At 40.9% G+C, this 15,929-nt stretch carries 15 protein-coding genes; 2 read left to right on the forward strand and 13 right to left on the reverse strand.

Going from position 1 to position 15,929, the window contains the following annotated elements:
- Nucleotides 1-21 precede the first annotated feature (21 nt).
- The 5 genes from D0S24_RS06310 to D0S24_RS06330 all read right to left on the reverse strand — a co-directional run bounded on the left by D0S24_RS06310 (nucleotide 22) and on the right by D0S24_RS06330 (nucleotide 5,372).
- Nucleotides 22-405: a DUF3037 domain-containing protein gene (locus D0S24_RS06310; RefSeq protein WP_117019007.1), complete on the reverse strand. Its 384-nt coding sequence runs from the start codon at nucleotides 403-405 to the stop codon at nucleotides 22-24.
- Complete coding sequence (locus tag D0S24_RS06315; protein ID WP_117019008.1) at nucleotides 395-1,174, reverse strand: HipA family kinase; 780 nt, start codon at nucleotides 1,172-1,174, stop codon at nucleotides 395-397. Before D0S24_RS06315 ends, D0S24_RS06310 begins: the two co-directional genes overlap by 11 nt.
- A 124-nt stretch (nucleotides 1,175-1,298) precedes the next feature.
- Nucleotides 1,299-3,809 carry an outer membrane beta-barrel protein gene (locus D0S24_RS06320; protein ID WP_117019009.1) on the reverse strand — a complete coding sequence of 837 codons (2,511 nt, stop codon included), beginning with the start codon at nucleotides 3,807-3,809 and terminating at the stop codon, nucleotides 1,299-1,301.
- Nucleotides 3,810-4,043: 234 nt separating this feature from the next.
- Complete coding sequence (locus D0S24_RS06325; RefSeq protein WP_117019010.1) at nucleotides 4,044-4,859, reverse strand: helix-turn-helix domain-containing protein; 816 nt, start codon at nucleotides 4,857-4,859, stop codon at nucleotides 4,044-4,046.
- Between the two features lie 99 nt (nucleotides 4,860-4,958).
- Nucleotides 4,959-5,372 (reverse strand): Fur family transcriptional regulator, encoded by a 414-nt coding sequence (locus D0S24_RS06330; protein ID WP_117019011.1) that lies wholly within the window; start codon nucleotides 5,370-5,372, stop codon nucleotides 4,959-4,961.
- Between the two features lie 206 nt (nucleotides 5,373-5,578).
- Here D0S24_RS06330 and D0S24_RS06335 point away from each other — a divergent pair, with 206 nt between their 5' ends.
- Nucleotides 5,579-6,166: a pseudouridine synthase gene (locus tag D0S24_RS06335; RefSeq protein WP_117019012.1), complete on the forward strand. Its 588-nt coding sequence runs from the start codon at nucleotides 5,579-5,581 to the stop codon at nucleotides 6,164-6,166.
- A 58-nt stretch (nucleotides 6,167-6,224) separates the two neighbouring features.
- On the opposite strand, the gene D0S24_RS06340 is transcribed toward D0S24_RS06335, so the two are convergent.
- From D0S24_RS06340 to D0S24_RS06375, 8 genes are all read right to left on the reverse strand, one after another.
- The gene (locus D0S24_RS06340; protein ID WP_251795729.1) at nucleotides 6,225-6,953 is read right to left on the reverse strand and encodes a DUF1080 domain-containing protein; all 729 of its coding nucleotides are present in this window, start codon (nucleotides 6,951-6,953) and stop codon (nucleotides 6,225-6,227) included.
- 220 nt (nucleotides 6,954-7,173) lie between these two features.
- Entirely contained in the window at nucleotides 7,174-7,602 is a 429-nt protein-coding gene (locus D0S24_RS06345) for a peptidylprolyl isomerase (protein ID WP_117019013.1), read from the reverse strand.
- Between the two features lie 160 nt (nucleotides 7,603-7,762).
- Complete coding sequence (locus D0S24_RS06350) at nucleotides 7,763-9,046, reverse strand: serine hydrolase (RefSeq protein ID WP_117019334.1); 1,284 nt, start codon at nucleotides 9,044-9,046, stop codon at nucleotides 7,763-7,765.
- Between the two features lie 286 nt (nucleotides 9,047-9,332).
- Nucleotides 9,333-9,788: a cold-shock protein gene (locus D0S24_RS06355; protein ID WP_117019014.1), complete on the reverse strand. Its 456-nt coding sequence runs from the start codon at nucleotides 9,786-9,788 to the stop codon at nucleotides 9,333-9,335.
- 315 nt (nucleotides 9,789-10,103) lie between these two features.
- Nucleotides 10,104-10,523: an OsmC family protein gene (locus D0S24_RS06360; RefSeq protein WP_117019015.1), complete on the reverse strand. Its 420-nt coding sequence runs from the start codon at nucleotides 10,521-10,523 to the stop codon at nucleotides 10,104-10,106.
- A 1,091-nt stretch (nucleotides 10,524-11,614) separates the two neighbouring features.
- Nucleotides 11,615-12,556 carry an EamA family transporter gene (locus tag D0S24_RS06365; RefSeq protein WP_117019016.1) on the reverse strand — a complete coding sequence of 314 codons (942 nt, stop codon included), beginning with the start codon at nucleotides 12,554-12,556 and terminating at the stop codon, nucleotides 11,615-11,617.
- Between the two features lie 124 nt (nucleotides 12,557-12,680).
- Nucleotides 12,681-14,375: a DUF2207 domain-containing protein gene (locus tag D0S24_RS06370; RefSeq protein WP_117019017.1), complete on the reverse strand. Its 1,695-nt coding sequence runs from the start codon at nucleotides 14,373-14,375 to the stop codon at nucleotides 12,681-12,683.
- Nucleotides 14,375-14,935, reverse strand: coding sequence for a LemA family protein (locus tag D0S24_RS06375; protein WP_117019018.1), 561 nt, complete (start codon nucleotides 14,933-14,935; stop codon nucleotides 14,375-14,377). The genes D0S24_RS06370 and D0S24_RS06375 overlap by 1 nt, the downstream gene beginning before the upstream one ends.
- Nucleotides 14,936-15,150: 215 nt before the next feature.
- Between D0S24_RS06375 and D0S24_RS06380 the strand changes: the two genes are divergently transcribed.
- On the forward strand, nucleotides 15,151-15,861 hold the full coding sequence (locus D0S24_RS06380) for a pirin family protein (RefSeq protein WP_117019019.1): 711 nt from the start codon (nucleotides 15,151-15,153) through the stop codon (nucleotides 15,859-15,861).
- Nucleotides 15,862-15,929: the final 68 nt, after the last annotated feature.

Genomic DNA, 15,929 nt, shown 5'->3' on the forward strand with positions numbered 1-15,929 from the left:
CCCGGGAAATTTAGTATATGCCTATAAAACGTATGCCTCAAATAGATTTTCCAGTTCGGTCTTGGGATCATGGCATAGGCCCGAATGGGTTTCCGAACTCTGAATCATTGTACTTCTGGAGGCTGTTAACCATCTAAATCTATCCGGTAGATCCAATTTACCGATGGCCCCTCCATAAGGCGCTCCTTTGCACACCAAGGTCCAGGCCTTTAAATATTTGTCTATGGCATTAATATCCACTTCCTTGGAAAAACATCCCAATTTTTTGGGATCCACCAAATATTTTACTTCTAGAAACTTTTTCCGCCTCGAATACAGTATTACCCCGATATTAAAGAATTCCGCACGCTCCACTTTGGGAACAAGTCTAATAATTGCGTATTCGTATTTGTCCCTATCTTGCATTTTCAGATTCTTTAACCAAGGTATCGATCATAGCAAGTTTGGCATCCAAATATTCCTTATAGGCCGCTCTAATTTCAACGGGACTTAGATCATCCGCCTCGTCCAACAGCCATTCTTCAGGGATTAGTCCAATAATTTCCGAAATTTTATCGGTACCTAGCGCCCCTTTAATTACCAAGGCCGCCTCCTTCAGCCTGGTAGCAAATTCTAAAAGTACATGGTCTTTTATTAGGGGAAAGGTTCGCTTAAGGTGGTCTTTCCAAGTTTCCCAGTTATGGTGAAAATAAAAACTGGCCCCATTATCTATTACCCAAAGCTCCTTGTTCCAATTTAACAGATTGGTGTTTTTTGCAGTCCGATCAATATTGCTCATAATACTGTCCAACAATACAATTTTCGAGGCAGTAATGGCATCTACCTTGGAGACCAAGGGATCAAAAGTAATGGCACTGGACAAAAAATGTAAGCCAAGATTAAGACCTACGCTAAATTTTAATAAGTCTTGGACTTCCTCGTCCGGTTCCGTCTTACTAAAGGAATCATCAAGATTCATAAACACCAGCTCAGGAACCTTTAGGCCGATGGCCCTCGCCAACTCTCCTCCCAAAAGTTCGGCTATCAACGCTTTTTTGCCTTGTCCGGCCCCCCTGAATTTTAAAACATACAAAAATCCATCATCCGCCTTTACAATTGCCGGAAGGGAACCGCCTTCCCGTAATGGCTTTATATATTGAACAACATTGACCGTCCTTATCTCAATTGGATCCATAACTGCTAATATATAAAAGTTACGGAAGATTTTTCCAGGAATATAATCTACAATTACCGGACTATCCTAATTTACAAAGCCAGCAGCCCGAACAGCTTGGAACACTTTAGGTTAGGATGCACATTTAGAATTCTTTTTTACCAAACTCACTTTCTATAAACTTTGCCTTATTTTTTATGGCATTAAAAGTGTAGGACAAATTAATGGATATCATATCTACCTCGTACCTATAATTCGTGGTAGTGTAAAATTCATTGTCCTTAAAGGTTGTGATCCGTTGTTCATTGGTGTCCAATAATCCCATATCCATATGCTGCCATTGAAGGGTTGCCGTTAGTTTGTCATCGAAAAAGGACTTTCTAAAACTAAGATTGGGGGAATAGAACCTGGAGTCTTCCCCTTGGGCGGTATTTGTATCGGACAAATAGTTGAAAGTAAATTGCAGGGAAGCATTTTCCCAGAAAGAATAGGTAGAATTTAGGTTGAAAGAATAGATGGTGGCATTGCTATTCACGGCGTAATTCCTGGTAATGCCATCCCTATGCCTGAATACAAAGGCTCCTTGAATATCATAGGAATAAATATTGGCCCCAATATAATTGCTCCAATTTTGGCATGTTTTTAATTGCGCCCCTATTTCCAGACCAATGGCATTGCTCTTGCCCACATTGGAATAGACCCGATTAATAATACTGTCCAATACGGCCCCATTGGCTTCATAGGCCAAGGTATTTACCCGGTTTATTACATTGTCCACATGTCTGTAATACGCAGTGGCGCTGACCGAATTACCACCTTTAAAATTTTTTACGACCCCCAATTCCACCAGATCTATGAATTCCGGTCTCAATTGATTGTCCCCTTGTTCAAAAACCTCGGAGTGTTCCCTTTCCGCAAAACTGTTCATTTTTAAGGTGGTGGTCCGTTCTACCCTTTTGCTATAGGCCGCCTTTAATTTGGTAGCGTCGTTAACCGTATACTGTAAGGAAGCGGATGGAAATAGTTTCACAAAATCATAGGTATAGGTTTGTTCGGGATCGGCGGTCCTTAGGTTCTCCGAATAGGTACGATCCATGGATTCCAGGCGCAGACCGGCCGCATAATCCCATTTATTACTTGTATCCGTTAGTTGCGTATATCCGGAATGGATGGTACGCTGCAGGCTTATATTGCTTGAAAATTCGGGTACCAAAACACCATCCCGCTCATAAACGAACTCTCCGGTATGGTCTATATCCCTATATTGGTAACCGGTTTCCAAGGTACCAAAAGCAAAGGGCTTGAATTGATAATCCAAATTCACCCTATATCCATTTAAGGGGTTGTCGTTGGTATTGTATTCCTGCTGATAAACAATACTGCGATCGGTAAGGCCCAAATTATCATTATAGGTCGGGCCGCCCAAAAAAGTGTATTCGTACAATAGGGAGGTGGACAACTTGGAAGCATTGTTAAATTTATGGGAATAATCAAAACTTCCCAGGGCAAAATCGCCTTTTCTGGTTCTTAAATTATGGTTATAATACTGAAAGGTATATTCCCTGTTGCCACTGCCTATGGGCGAAATGGCATGATTGTCATAATAATCGATATCGGCCAAACGATCTACCGTATGCTTTCCTGCATAGAAACCTATAGAATAGGTGTCGGAGGCATTGGGCGTATAATCTATCCCCAACCTACCATTATAGCTAATATCATCAAAACTACGCTCCCCATCGGAAGGTAAAAATGTTTGTTTGTCCTCCACTTGATTAATTACAAATACCTCTCCTTCCCTCCTACCGGTCCTATCATTACGCTGGTAACTTGTGCCAAAGGACAGGTTCCATTTGTCCGTTCTTTTATTTATAGTGGCATCCACTCCATATCTTTGGGCAGCTTCCTTGGTATCATAAGGTTCTATTGAAGGTAATCCCCCTCTCAGGTTTACTTGGGTATAAACCCCATTGGTCGCGCCCTTTTTTGTTATTATATTTAAAATTCCACCTTTGCCCTCAGGATCATATTTGGCCGAAGGTGCAGTTATCAACTCCACTGTTTCCAATGCATTTGCGGGCAATTGGGCCAAAATGGCACTGACATCGCCTTGGGTTGGCTTCCCGTTGATTAGGACGGCAAATCCGGAACTGCCCCTTACACTGATTCCGCCTTGTGCATCAACGGTGACCGATGGCAAATTTCTTACTACGTCTATGGCGTTGCCGCCCTGACTGCTTTGAAACTTTTTGGTATCATATACCTGACGGTCTATTTTATGGAGTACAGTGGCCCTTTCACCCTGAACGACCACTTCATCCAATTGGTTACCAAGGGATAGGCCAATTATGGCAAGGTCTTTTACGATCTGTCTTTTATCCAATTCAATATCGGAAATTGTTTTGGTATTGTACCCCATAAAGGAAGCCTCCAAGTAGTAGGTTCCGGGTTTCACCCCTTCTATAACAAAGGAGCCGTCCTGGGAAGTAACCACTCCCGTAATCAGGGAGCCATTGGTCTGATCGTACAGGGCAGCCGTAGCATATTCCAATGCCGAATTATCGGTGGCATCTATTATTTTACCTGAAATTTGTGCCGTTGAAGCTTGGAAACCCAACAATAGGGCAACAATCATAAAAAGGTTCCTATTATTCATAAACGTCAATTTCAATTAAAGACTTTGACAAAAATAGAGGAGCCCCTCAACCTAAAATGGTGTATTTGAAAAAGGAATGGTACTAGAATCCTAAACCTATTGCGGATTTAAACCTTGCCTAAAACTTAAACTAGTGTTATGTTAAGGATGTTTTGTCATTTAATTTAGGTCTCGACTCCGCTCGACCAGACAATCGATCGTCACTTCGAGCGGAGTCGAGAAGTCATTTCACGGTTAACTTAACACTAGTTTTTTTCTATACTGAAGTGGGGTAAGTTGTGTGTAGCGCTTAAAATATTTGGTAAAATGCGAGGTGTCCTTAAATTCCAGGTCATAGGCAATTTCGCTTATAGGTTTGTTCGTATATGCCAATTGTCTTTTTACCTCCATAATAATATGTTCGGCAATTACATCCGATGCCGTTTTGTTGAACACTTTATGACATAGGGCATTGAGGTTTTGGGAAGTAGTATTTAAGGCCTCTGCGTAAAAAGCAACATTATTTTTTAAATTTTCGGATAATAAGTTTACAAATTGCATGGTCCTATCCGTATTTTCCCCACCTTGTAAAGTGGCATACTTGACCATTTTTGACAATATGGCCTTTAATCCCCCCTCTACGGCCTCTTGGTTCAAATTAACCTGATCCATCTCCCAGCACAAGGCCTTGAACAGGGCCTTCAAGGATTTATCCCCATCATTTACCTTTATTTTCTGACAATTGTTCAATTTTATCAACTGTGAATTGATGTATTTGTCCAGTGTTCTTTCCAAAAACGATTCCTTGATAATGATGACATAGCCCTTGGGCTTTGTAGTGATCTCCCAATGGTGTACCTCATCCTTTTTAACAAAAAACAACAAAGGAGGTTCTATGCTATGGCTAACCATGTCCATATGGTGAAACCCGCTGCCTTTTACAAAATAGATTATTTCCAGGTACTTATTGTGCTTGTGGGGCTTGGTATACCTTTTGGCAACATCAAAAGGGGCTATTTTTATCCCCACTTCAGAGTGGATTTTGTTGTATGTTCTAATGGAGTTGTTCAAAATAGGCTATAGTTGGTAAATTACAATTATGGTAAATGTAATTATTACGTTTTAAAGACGATTTTGGTAAGCCTAACTTTATGATAAAATTATAAGACTTTATGGGTTACAGTGCTCACAAATTCCCTTTACCAGCATATTCACATCTTCAGGTATAAATTTGTCCGGAAGATTAATTTGTGGTATTCTATATTCCGTTAAACAGATCGTCCTATTGCATTTGGTGCAATGAAAGTGTAAATGCAGGTCCGAATGCTTTACCAAACCTTCATCATGATCGCAGAGCGCGTATTTTGGAATTCCTGTGCCATCATCAATTTGATGGACAATGCACTTCTCTTCAAAAGTCTTTAAGGTCCTATACAGGGTGGTCCTATCCGATTTTTCAAAATTTTCTTCCACAATACTCAGGCTTACGGCCGAATTCTGGGAAACCATAAACCGATGCACCAAAATGCGCATGGCAGTTGGCCTAATACCAAATCTTTTTAATTGTTTTTCAGTTTCTTCCACTATTTCCGGCTATATCCACTACTACTGCTATTGAAAAATTGATTCTTGGGGTGGTCTGGTCGCCATAATTCTACCTAATATTGGGAACCATATGTTTTACTGTTCCAAGCTACATATTTCTTGGAAATTAAACGGCCTTTTCGGGGCAAACATAAAAAATTACAGTTGAAGGGTTTCTTCCATTCTAAAAAAAGTATCTTCCGACCATGTTGGAAACTGCACATCTTCACTTTAAAATATTCAAGCCTTTCGGCATGTTGAGTCAATTGCACTCCAATGATGCCAAGGAGTCGCGCAACAAACGCTTCTTGAGCGAACTGTATGATTTTCCTAAAGGAACCATGCCCATTGGGCGCCTGGATGAAAAATCGGAGGGATTGCTCCTGCTTACTACCGATGGGAAACTCAGTGATCTAGTAAACCGCTCGGGGATTGAAAAGGAATACTATGTGCAGTTGGATGGGGAAATAACCAATGAGGCCATAGAGTTGCTACGAAATGGGGTGGAAATTGGATTCCATGGTAAAAAATATGTAACCAAACCTACTCTGGCCCACAGATTGTACACCCTCCCTACCCTACCCGAAGCGGATAAAAAATTGAGGATAGGAAGGCATAGGCCAACTACATGGATAAGTATCACCATAACCGAAGGCAAGTTTCGCCAAGTACGTAAAATGACGGCCGCCGTTGGTTTTCCTACCTTAAGATTGATCCGATTCCGCATTGGAAATATGAATTTGAACGGACTGGCCCCGGGAAAAGTAATCCCGATAAAAGAACCATCCTTTTGAATACAGGCTTATTGAACCGTACCATGGGCATTTCAATAAACGGACAAAACCTTGTACCTCAGGGGGCCGTTTCACTGAGCTGCGTAATGGGCGTTAACAGTACTTTTCGAAATTCCACTTCCGCACCCTCTGCCTGTAATGCAATATTTCCACTGCCCACTGTAGCATTATAGCCATAATTTACCAAATCCCCATTTACCCACACCTTTATTGAATTTTTAAGGCACTCAATGGTCATATAGTTCCATTCGCCCAAAGGTTTTTCGGAGCCATCGGTCAGGTTCTTTATTCTTCGCAATTTGCCTTCGGTGACCCCCCATTCTTCCTTAGGTCCGCGCCTTTCCAACATATTATCGGTCGTGATATCCTGAACAATGCACCAAAAGTCCCCTGCATTTTCATGCATCATTTGAACCTCGATAGATTTGGGAAACATTTCATATAGGGATCTGGGAGTGGAAGCAAATACCAGCACCCCACAATTTCCAGGTTCCCCTGCAAAACGATATTCCACTTCCAATCTAAAATCCTGATAAACAGCATCCGTAATAAGATGGCCCTGTGGTTCTCCCAAACTTACCAACATTCCCTCCCTAACTATAAAAGGGTTTATGGCCTTGGGGTTATTGTCCATTTCCGGAACATCTATATGCCACCCCTCCAAATCCTTTCCATTAAAAAGACTTGTGGAAGACTGGGAAGTGCAACTTAGCAGGATCAAAAAAACGGTAAAGACCAATACATTGCTCTTCATCCGTTCACTTTTGCAGGTTATAGTATTCCACATAATAGAATTTCAAATCCAAGATTACATAAATGTATCATTTTCTATTGACATATGCTGTAATGGAATCAACCTATTGGATTTTCCTCCAATCCCCAAAAACTAATCAGTTGCAAAAGAACCGGCATTGGGTTACTTGAACCAAATATTGTAATCATTAAATAACAAAAAAACCGCCCAAAAAATTGGACGGTCCTTTTGTTATTTAAAAAGTGGTTTAAACTTATAGAATGGCCACCAACTCCAATTCAAAAGTAAGGTCCTGACCTGCCAATACATGATTGGCATCAATCACAATAGTTTCTTCCTTTACATCCGTAATCCGCAATTGATTCTCCGTTCCGTCCGGATTCTTCGCCATCAACATCATTCCTATTTCCGGTTTTATATCTTCGGGAAGTTCCTTCCTGTTAATTTCATGAAATAGTTCCTCCATTATATCGCCGTAGGCTTCCTCCTTGGGAACGTTTATCGTTTTCTTTTCATTGACCTCCATATTCACCAATTCCTTTTCAAAACCGGGAATAAGTTGCCCTTGTCCCAAAGTAACTTCAATAGGATCCCTTTCCAAAGAACTGTCAAAAATTTGACCATTATTCAATTTTCCCGTGTAATGTACTTTTACAGTGTCATTTTCCTTAACTCTACCCATAAAATTCAGTATCTCTAATTTTTAAACCTTTTATTAGATTACAAACCTAAAGGATATAGATTTTATGAAAGAATAAATTGCCTTAAATCCACTATATTTTAGAATATCTTAACACTTTGCCCAATACATTTACCGTTTCCAGCTATATATTGGGCATATTTTATTCCAAAATAGCCTGATAGACCAAACTTCTCAACTTGGCATGGTCATCAATGCCATTAGTGGGTATGAGCTGCTTAAAATAAACCACAACAAGCTCTTCCACGGGATCTGCCCAATAGGTAGACCCGTATGCGCCGCCCCATTCAAAAGTACCTACGGAACCGGGCTCTCCCCTTTCACCTACATTTTTTGTTATGGAAAATCCGAGGCCAAAGCCCGAGCCGTTCCTACTACCATAGGGTATACCCCTCACATCAACATGATCGGCAATCATTAACTCGACCGTTTTTGGGGACAATATCCTATTCCCGTTAAATTCGCCTCCATTCAGCATCATTTGTAAAAATTTGGCATAGTCCGTTGCGGTAGAAAGAAGTCCGGCACCGCCCGAAAAGCTTTTGCGGGGCCCTTTTACGTAATGGCCCTGGCCCATACCCAAACCGGGATCCGGAGACCTTTCCAAGGGTTTGCCTTCATAGGCCATATAGGAAGTAGCCAACCGCTCCGCTTTATCTTTTGGCAAATAAAAATAAGTATCCACCATACCTATGGGCTCCAGAATTCTTTCCCTAATAAATTCATCCAAAGTTTTCCCCGAGGCCTTTTCTACGATCACACCCAAAATATCCGTATTATAACCATAGACAAACCGTTCTCCGGGTTGGGCATCCATTGGTAATTTGGCCATACGGGCTATGGTTGCTGCAATGGGCTCGTTTCTGTCCGCAAAATACCAATTCTGTATCCCGGCTTCTTCCCATTCCTTCTTTGCCGGACCATGTCCGTAACCTATACCGGCAGTATGGGTAAGCAAATCCCTGATGGTAATGGACCTATTTGCCCTAACCACATCGTAGCCCCCGTCTTCACGGACTTTGGCTACAGTTGTTTCCTTCCATTCCGGCAAATATTTCCCTATAGGGTCCGCAATCAATAATTTTCCTTCTTCCTGCAAGATCATGACCGCAACACTTACAAGGGCCTTTGTTTGTGAAGCGATCCTGAATATGGCATCTGTGGACATCTTTTTCCCTGCCTCCATATCGCTTTCCCCAAAGGCCTGGTGATAGACAATTTTGCCCTTTCTGGCAACAAGCGCAACATTACCGGACATCTTACCGTCTTTTACATACTGCTCCAGCGTAGTGGAAAGTCGCTCCAACCTTTCAGTGGACATTCCCACCTCCTCGGGCGTGGCAGTGGTTAAATTTTGGGCTTGTGAATAGGATAGAAATAATAGACATCCCAACAATAATACTTGACTTTTAATAAATTTTACCATGGTTTTTGATAATTGGATTAGTTGTTCTTTAAAGAAGGCCAAAAGTTATTGCTTTTTTTGTTTAAAAAAAACAGCATCCCGTTTTCGATCAGGATTTTATACGTTGGATGGAATTTCAGCAAGAAACACGAAAATAACGTATGACCCTTAAAATGACAGAAGAATATGGTACAAAAAAAATAGTACATACATTCAATACTATTTTGAATTAATATGTACTATCCTTTATATGTTATAATAGCCCAAGTCCGATTACGGAAATTGGCTTAATAGCATTGACACGACACTAGATTTTTTTTACACGAACCGCATTCATGCCCTTCATGCCCTTCTCCAGTTCAAAGGAAACCTTATCGTTTTCTGCTATCTCATCTATTAGGCCACTAACATGGGTAAAATATTTCTCCTGGTTCTCCATATCGATTATAAATCCAAAGCCTTTGGAGGTATCAAAAAATGATACTTTTCCATTTCTAACCGGGTCGAATTCCTCAATATCGCTATCATCCCTTTTAGGAACCCCTATTTCAATGGTAGAGGCATCTATTTTAATTTTTTTAGAGGGATCTGGCGGCGTATCCGTTAAATTTCCATCGTGATCAACGTAGGCAAATTGGATGCCCGGTCCATTTTCCTTCGACTCCAATTTACGGGCCTCCTTTTTCTTTTGTTTCTCCTCGCGCTTTTTTAGACGCTTCTTTTCCTTTTCACTTTTACTATACGTTTGTTGCGATTTTGCCATTGTTTTTTTAAAGTTTATAAATTGTATATCCCGTTCGAGCAGCGGTTGAAATACTAAACGAGTGTTTGAAAAAGAAAAATGAATCTAATTTAATCTACCCAAGAATTTAGTAGCAGCAATGGTGATTACAGGTCAATGCGCAACTCTTAAAACTTCAACAAATATAAGGCTAGTATTTCAAATAATTCCATTTCCTCCCCCAATTTTATTCCTTTGTAATAAAAATGGAACAAGCCACTTTTAGAGTGGTTTGTCCTTATGGACCGACCTTAAATTGTTTTGCTGTACACGTTCTGCTTATAGATACGATGACCTTTAACCTTCCAGCTCCACCTCCAACACTATATTTGTTTTCAACAATTTGGAAATGGGACAGATCTCTTTTGCCTTTTGGGCTATCTCTTTAAACTGATCCAATTTGATACCCGGTACCGCACCGTTAAGACTAAGGGTTATCTGGGTTATACTCCCGTCCTCAAAGTTTACCTTGGCCGCCGTATCCAAATTGGTCGGAGTAAACCCGGCCTCCCCCAATAAAAAACTGAGCTGCATTGTAAAGCATCCCGCATGGGCCGCTCCAACCAACTCTTCGGGATTGGTCCCCTTTCCTTCTTCGAACCGGGACTTAAAGGAATATTGGGTATCCTTCAAAATGGTACTTTCCGTACTCAGGCTTCCTTTACCGTCCTTTCCGCTACCTTTCCAGTTTGCACTTGCTTTTCTAGTGAATTTCATATCTATTCATTTTAAGTTATTGGAATCCTTTATTTACTCGATAATCGAGATTTAAACCTGCCTGCCGCAGGCAGGTGCTCCGACGCTTGCCTGCCCGTTCCGTTCAGGCGGGCGTCAAAATCAAACTTGAATTTCCTTTCAATGCCTCGTGGGCCTGCCTTTGTCGGCAGACAGGCTTGCCCCGAGGTAGTTTACTTATTTAAATCAATTCTGCCCATCCTTGACCCATAAAGCTCCATCTTGTTGGGGTATTTGGAAAGCCTGTTTGCCATGTATGTTGGGGAATTAAGTACCCCCGACCCCTAAGATATTAAATAGGCTATAATAATCCATAATAATTCGCACAATTCCTTCAACACTACTGACACTGTACCCTATCTGAATTTTTATTTTTAGGGGCAAGAATAATTATATGTATATAAATAATTGATAATCAATTATTTATATTTTATTCTATTATTTTCATAAACGTACTAATGTTAAATATTGCTTAAAACGGTACTATTTTATACATAGTACTGTAACAATAATGAACATCTGTCGTCTTTTAGTAGTAAATCAATTAATCATAATAAAAAAATATCATGGAAACACTCAACAAACATCTGGTAAAACAAACATTGGAATCTTCAAAAAGTAGAATTTGGAACAGTAAAAGGAGATACAGTTAACAACACCCCATCAATCCAAAAAACAGTTTATTCATCAATTAAAAATCAACATCATGGAATCAGTCAACAAACATTTCGTAAAGCAAACCATTGAAAACTCCAAAAGTAACATTTGGAACACCAAGAGGCGTTTCAGGTAATTAAAAACAGTTGTCATGAAATCATTCATTCATAAATCCCAGTCAGAGTCAACCAATTTTCAGTTGACCGGGGAAAGTATTTTCCTTGTAAATTTTAAAAATATCAAGAAAAACCGTTGGGCGGAGCGCAGAATCTTTTTAAATTGATTTAACTTAAGCGAACAAGGTGCTATATGTAAAAGCAGTTGATGTGGTAGTCACCTGCTTTTTTTTCATCATATCTTACGGCCCCTCCCAACCTTCCCCTATTGCTTCGAACATGAAAGGTATTGGCCAAAGGTTACTGATCCTCTTTTGGTGCAAACCGACTTGAAAATCGGTTAAAAAGGACCAATTTTTTTCTGGTATTGATAAAATAAACCCCGGTCAAAAGCACTATAGCCGCAATTGCGGACTGGGTGGTTATCTGTTCATCCAGGAAAAACCAGCCCAATAAAAGTGCTATTATTGGGTTGACATAGGTGGAGGTAGCTACCTTTTCCGGAGAAACCACTTTTAACAAATAATTAAAGGCCGTAAAAGCAACTATACTGCCCAAAACGATTAGGAACAGCATGGCATATTGCACCTGACTGCTCCAGGTGGTGGGAAGGGTCCAGGTCTCACCAATAAGCATACTCCCTACCATAAGTATTATTCCCGCTGTAAACATCTGAAATCCAGTATTCACAAAATAATTCTTGGGCAGATCCTCCTTGGCAACAAATAAACTGCCGTATGCCCAACTGACCATACAGAGAAATATCATGACCATCCCCAAGACCGAGTTCTCCTGGCTAATTACTTGGTTTTGACTAACCAATAAATAGATGCCAAATATGCCTATTACAACCCCTACAACGGACATGGCCTGAATCCTTTTCCCTTCAAGAATCCGCATCAAAAGTAGAATTACCAATGGTTGGGCCGCTATTTCCAAGGCTGCAAAACCACTGTCCACATACTTAAGTGCCCATACCACAAATCCGTTTCCAAACGCGAGGAACAGAAATCCTGCCACCGTGGAATTCCATAGTTGTTTTTTAGTGATGTGCAGGGGTATCCCCATGATTTTGCAAAGCAAAAAAATTAAAATTCCCGCGACGGAAAAGCGAATGGAAGCCAACATAAAGGGAGGTAGTTCCTGTACGGCAACCTTGTTCATTAGGTAGGTGGAGCCCCATATTACATAAATGGCAAAAAAAGCAAGTACTATAAAAAGTGCATTATGGGATTTGGACATAAAAATAGCTTTTCCAATGAGCTACAAAAGTAAGTTAACTTTTATTAAATGCGCCCATCCGGGAAGCTGTGTTTCATTATTTTGGTTCCCGGACATTTATTTATAATTGGAGCAACCTTATAGCCTACCAACTACCTCCCCCGCCGCCGCCAAAACCACCACCGGACGAACCTCCACCAGAACTTCCACTACTGGAGGGGGAACTCACCATATTGGATTTAGTGCTGGACATGGATTTGGAGAACGATTTGAAAAACTGGTTCATGGATAGGCTACTACTTGAGGGGGAAGTATACCAATTCGGGGGAGGTATATTTAGATCCCGGAACTTTTTGGCCCATTGATCGAACAGACCAAAGGCCAATGCATACCCTAGGGTATTTTCAAAATAATGGGGATCATCCTTCAAAAGCATTTTTATTCTGTTTTCCTCCGCTACCTTAATAAATCTTTTAAATCCCATTAATTCCGAAAGCAGTTCATTGCCCTTGGCATTCTTTTTGACCATATATCGATTGACAAAAATAAGTACCACACAAAAGCCTACTATTGCCAATGCTGCCAAAAGTCCCCAGAAAAATAAACCCACCATAGTCAATCCTATAGCCAAAAGAATCAGGACAACATACATAATTCCCTGCATTTTTTTTGATTCCGCTTCGTAATAGGGCTTTGCACTTTCCTTTAGCTGGCTACGGGCCCTTATCATCTTGGTATAAAAGGTATCCTTTAAACTGCTTACCAGTACTTCGGTCCCAACAATGTTGTTATTGTCGCCAAACAGGCCCTTAAAAATTTCCAGTTCGTAGGAAGGGGAATCCAATGGCAAAGACCGGAGCCTTATAATCTTAGTGTCCTTTGATCCAAAAAGACCTTTTTTGGGAATTTCCTCCAGTCTTATCAGCCCCTTTGAGCCCCAATATGGTATTAAAGCTATTAGATCCGAGTTGTCCTCCCTATCGTTGATCAAAAAACCTACCATGGCCGGATCCAATCCAACCGGCGGAAAATAGCTGGTAGCAGCAATTACACGTTGGTCCTTGCCAAATTTCCACCATACCCTAAAAAAAGCAAATAGCATTATTGCGATGAGGAACACCCATCCGTAATTGTTCCAAAAAGGCCAAAAAGGCTTTTCTTCCGTGACCGATCCCAATGGGAGATTGATCAATACGGTTACACTTTGCCCGGGGCGGGATACAAAGTCCGCCCTGCTTGTTCCCGAAAATTCATTGCCCGAATAATATAACTGCATGTCCGAAGTGGTCGTGGAAGTACCTCTATCCCCGGTATAGACAAAGCTATTTTCTTTACCGGGGTATACATTCTCTGGAAGTGTGATGGTAAAACTGACCTGATGAAAATCGGCTTGCCAGTCCTCCGGTTTTATGTTCCAATAAAAACGGATCTGCGAACCCTCAAAAAGCAAGGCATTATGTACCCTATATCTTATTTCATAATGTTGCGGGCCCACCAAGGTGATATCCTTATCCCCTATTTTGATCTCCACCTTGTCCTGTAACTTCTGTACAAAATCGAACGGAGCTTCAAATTTATAATCGGGAACCTTAATCTTACTGATCCTGATCTTTCTGGTGGATGCGTTTCCCACGGAATCGACAAGGTCGTATTCTGTTTGGATGGTCCTATAAATACCATGTTTGGGGATTTCAAAGTTAAGGTCGTAGTTCTCCACCACATCAAAATAACCTTCTTGATGCACCCTAATGTCCACAGTGTAATTTTTAACCGTAAAATCCTGGGCCAAGCCCGTATTTATGGTTAGAAGCAATAAAACGAAGTAATAACCGCCCTTCATTAATTGAAATCTACCTTTACATTCGACCTACTGGCATCCTCGGCTTCAAAATAATCAAAATGTTGATATTTAAACATGCTGGCCACAAGAACCCCCGGTACACTTTCCCCATAAGTATTGTTTTCCCGTACAGTGCCATTATAATACCTTCTGGCACGCTCCAGATTTTCTTCAATTTCATTTAACTTTTGTTGAAGGTCCAAATAATTGGTATTGGCCTTAAGTTCCGGATAGGCTTCCCCTAGGGCAAAAATACTTCTCAAACTTTGTTGAAGTTGGTTTTCTGCCTTTATCTGGGCATTGATATCGCCGGATGGAACGGCCATGGCCGCATTACGGGCATTTATTACGGCCTCCAAGGTAGATTTTTCATGTTTTGCATATCCCTTTACGGTCTCTACCAAATTGGGGATAAGATCGTACCTTCTTTTTAGGGCCACATCTATATTGCTCCAAGCATCCTTGACCAAGTTTCTAAGGGAGGCAAAGCGATTGAAAACATTTATGAGGAACAGGGCGATCAAGGCCAGGATTCCCAAAAAAATAAATAACGTAATCATGGTTCGGTTTTTAAGTTGTTATCAAAATGGCTTCACTAAGTTACTTTATTTTTTGTTTGCACAGTAGGCAGGGACAGAATTAAAAACTTGATTGGCAATGGCAACATTAGGGGTACGAATAACTTATCATAGATCAATGCGCAGATTCCAAATGAATCTTAAATTTGGACAAATAAAACCTGTCTGCCGAACAGGCAGGCAATACATATAAACAGATGAAAACCATACTACATACAGCGGAGAGCAGGGGACATGCCGATCACGGTTGGCTAAATTCCTACCACAGTTTTAGTTTTGCCAATTATCACAATCCGGAAAGAATGAACTTTGGAGTTCTACGGGTGTTGAACGACGATACCGTCTCGGGCGGACAGGGCTTTGGACAACATCCCCACAAAAACATGGAAATCGTTTCCATTCCCTTGAAAGGGGATTTGGAACATAAGGACAGTATGGGCAATACCACGGTCATCAAAGAGGGTGATGTTCAGGTAATGAGTGCAGGAACCGGAGTTTTTCACAGCGAGTATAACAAGAACAAAAATGAAGAGGTGAAATTTTTACAGATCTGGGTGTTCCCAAAAACCCAAAATGTGAGTCCGAGATATGATCAAATTTCCACCCGTGACCTGGCCGTTAAAAATTCTTTTTACCAAATCCTTTCTCCCGATAAAACAGGGCAAGGCGTTTGGATCCATCAGGAGGCGTGGTTTTCCTTGGGGGATTTTGAAACAGGAAATACTTCAACCTATACTTTAAATAATAGCAATAATGGATTGTACGTATTTGTTCTGGAAGGCGAAATTACTATTGAAGACCAGGTTCTAAATAGACGTGATGCCATGGGGATATGGGACACGGACCTAATTACCCTTACCACCAAAGCGCCCAGCAAGGTACTATTGATGGAAGTTCCTATGGCCTAACACCCAAACCCCACTTACCGCCCCGCTGCATTCTGCCATTTGGCGATGTGGTACGTGGTTTATCGATT

Origin of the sequence: Arenibacter sp. P308M17, from assembly GCF_003426735.1 — a bacterium.
Taxonomy (GTDB): Bacteria; Bacteroidota; Bacteroidia; order Flavobacteriales; family Flavobacteriaceae; genus Arenibacter.